The 2796-nt window shown below is 43.1% G+C and carries 4 protein-coding genes; 1 reads left to right on the top strand and 3 read right to left on the bottom strand.

Going from position 1 to position 2796, the window contains the following annotated elements:
- Positions 1-392, bottom strand: a 392-nt coding sequence (locus ACTIE6_RS24325; protein ID WP_439559094.1) for a nitroreductase family protein, incomplete at its 3' end; no start/stop codon positions are given.
- A 91-nt stretch (positions 393-483) separates the two neighbouring features.
- On the opposite strand from ACTIE6_RS24325, the gene ACTIE6_RS24320 reads away from it, so the two are divergent.
- On the top strand, positions 484-855 hold the full coding sequence (locus ACTIE6_RS24320) for a winged helix-turn-helix transcriptional regulator (RefSeq protein WP_439559093.1): 372 nt from the start codon (positions 484-486) through the stop codon (positions 853-855).
- 104 nt (positions 856-959) lie between these two features.
- On the opposite strand, the gene ACTIE6_RS24315 is transcribed toward ACTIE6_RS24320, so the two are convergent.
- A complete protein-coding gene (locus ACTIE6_RS24315; protein ID WP_439559092.1) occupies positions 960-1514 on the bottom strand; it encodes a hypothetical protein in 555 nt (184 codons plus the stop codon).
- A 42-nt stretch (positions 1515-1556) separates the two neighbouring features.
- A partial coding sequence (locus ACTIE6_RS24310) for a S8 family serine peptidase (RefSeq protein WP_439559091.1) occupies positions 1557-2796 on the bottom strand: 1240 nt, incomplete at its 5' end.

Raw genomic sequence — 2796 nt, 5'->3', positions numbered from 1 at the left:
GCAGCCCACTGGAAATTCGCTTCTTCTGTTCTTGAAAGAATACCTCCGTTAATGCTGTTTTGAAAACCGGAAAGCGACTCGGTGGTAATGCCGCGGGTATCGGCAATCAGCTGAATGTAGTTGGTGATATCCTGGGCACCGATCTTTTCCCAGGCAGCAAACACCAGAATGTGCGAAGCTTCCAAAACCTGCGGCTGAGGAGCAGCGACGTGTATCTTTTCTTTTGTCGCCTGATCCTGAACTACGATCACATTATAAGGTTGTAACCCAACCGATGAGGGTGCAAGTTTGATGGATTCCAGTATGTTGTCCAGCTTTTCGGCCGGGATTGTCTCACCGGTCATACGCTTGGCGGCATAGCGCCATTTCAATTTTTCTATGAGTTCGCTCATGGTTTTGATGCTTTATTAAATTCTTCCACAAACTTATAGCAATAAACTATATATTTGTAAGTACTATACAAAAGGATAGCTAAATTGATTCATGATGGAGCAGGAACTTATAGCTGCGCAGCTAACCAAAAAGGAGGAATGTTCTAAGTGCATTCTGCCGGTGCGTGACGCGTTGGAGGTATTGAATGGTAAATGGAAGCTGCCGATCATCATTTCGCTGATGTACGGAAACAAGCGTTTTTCACAAATCGCCAAAGAGATCCCGGGTATTACCGACAAAATGCTGTCCAAAGAACTCCGCGACCTTGAATCGCACGAACTTGTAAAAAGAACCGTCTTCGCCACCATCCCCGTCACAGTGGAATATTCGCTGACAGACTACGGGCATTCATTGAAAGTGGTAATAGAAGTATTGCGGGATTGGGGGTTGAAGCACAGGGAGCGGATAATGGCGGAGGGGTAAAGCATGATGGGTGAAATTTCTTTGATTCAGCACAGCCGTTTAATGCATCAGATTTCCGGACGAGCATTAACGATTTAGATGTCTTCGCGATTTTGTCTCGCTGATCATTCGTAAGATTGATATGCTAATTCAACAATGTCATGCTTTTCCATTTTTTTCAGCCATGATTTTTCTGATCCGATTGGTACCCTGATTCGCAAAGTAAAGCTATCAAGTATCGACTCTGTTCTAAGAACCAGTTTCAGTTTTGTAACGGTATCAAGCCAGTCTTTTTGATTTTCTAGACTGTGCATGTTGAAGAGTTGCGGACTTACTCCGATGTGTGGATCGCCGCTTCCTGAGATGTAGACGGTTGTAAATATCTTTCCGTTATCTGTGTAAGGTTTCGCTTTTAGGTAGTCGCTAACATAATCGATGCTATCATTTGACAATGTTGAGTGATACATAAGAATTCCTGTTAGCCGCTCAATTGGCAATCCAAATTCATTGATAAAATCAAAAGTTTTTTCAATGCTGGTATCATCTTTCGTCCAAACGGTAATTTCTCCCGGAATATACTTTATTTCCGGCTCAGGAGTTTTTTTCGAGCAATTAGTGAATGCTAATAACAAAGTAAGCAATACACTGCAAAGATATATTTGAGATTTGACACTCATCATGATGAATTTAGAATGAGAAAGAATGCCTATGAAATAGTAAACCTATCTTAGTTGTATTTGACGGCGCTCAGTTTCTGCTCCTTTAATAATATGAACTACGTAGTTGCCACGTTCAAATTCACTTACATTGATAGAAATTGTTTTGTTGCTAATGAGTTCATGATTATTATAAAGTGCTTTCGGGTAAACTGATTTTAAAAGTTTATCGTATGTTGTTTTATAAAGCTCAATCCGGTCAGGTAAAGAATTTTCGGATTTAACATCATCAAAATCAATATTGATGAATTTTTCGGCAGGATTAGGATAGATCGTGTATGCGGCGAAGCAATTTTTGATGGTCCATAAAGTCTCCTGATATGCTCCCCACCCACAGGTATTTTTTGCCCTCACGTATATTTTTTCAGGATTGTTTGCAGGACTTTGCCAATAATTAATCTCTACAATTTTACCATTAGCTGTCTTCTTGTTAATGGTCCAGTTCGGATGTGCCTGAATTTGCCATTCATAACCGCTGATTGTACCAGGTCCCAGGTAAGCTGCTTCGGCTTCAACAGGGAGCGCGCACAAATCGATGATCCTTTGCCCGGTTCCTATATACCCTGATTCGGCAGTAATGTGCGTATAAGATGGACTTCCGGCCGTTACCATTTTGGTCAACTGTTTTGTCCCGCAAGCCGTTGCTATATTGGCAGATATTGTAACGACCCGGTCAGAAATTCTCTGTGCTAACCCAGCCGCATTAATGCTGACATAACCAGGAAAATCTGTGGACCATGTAGTAGCGCCTGATGGTGCGCCTGATATCGAATAGGAAGCTGTGCTGCAAAAAACGTCCGGGCCATTGATGACGCCACGTGCTTTTTGCACTGCTTTGAAAGCATTGACTCTCCCGTATCCCATTTCAATGTTCCAACTCTGGGACGCATTCTCGCCGGAGCCGAGGGTATAGGCGTAGCCACCTGCTTTGTCGGTTGTTGACTCAATAATCTGACGAACCTGCGCCTGATTGAGCGACGGGTTTGTTGAAAGTATCAAAGCTGCCACTCCGGAGACGATTGCGGCTGCTTCTGATGTGCCATTCTTTGTAATGTAATCTCCCGGACCTTCACCAAAAATCCCGACTCCATCGGTGGTATATATACCAACCCCAGGAGCCACCACGTCAATACCACTACCGTTATTTGAAAAATCTGCCCGCTTGTCCTTATTCGTTGTGGCGCCAACAGCCAGAACATCACTTCTTGTCGCTGGGAATTTGACTACTGAACTTTGATTCCCTGAC

Source organism: Dyadobacter sp., from assembly GCF_051859145.1.
Taxonomy (GTDB): domain Bacteria; phylum Bacteroidota; class Bacteroidia; order Cytophagales; family Spirosomataceae; genus Dyadobacter.
This window is presented reverse-complemented; position numbering and strand designations above follow the sequence as displayed.

What these genes read in the sequence shown, in the direction of transcription:
- ACTIE6_RS24320 (WP_439559093.1), top strand. Translation starts at nt 484, where the DNA reads ATGATGGAGCAGGAACTTATAGCTGCGCAGCTAACCAAAAAGGAGGAA.
- ACTIE6_RS24315 (WP_439559092.1), bottom strand. Translation starts at nt 1,514, where the DNA reads ATGATGAGTGTCAAATCTCAAATATATCTTTGCAGTGTATTGCTTACT.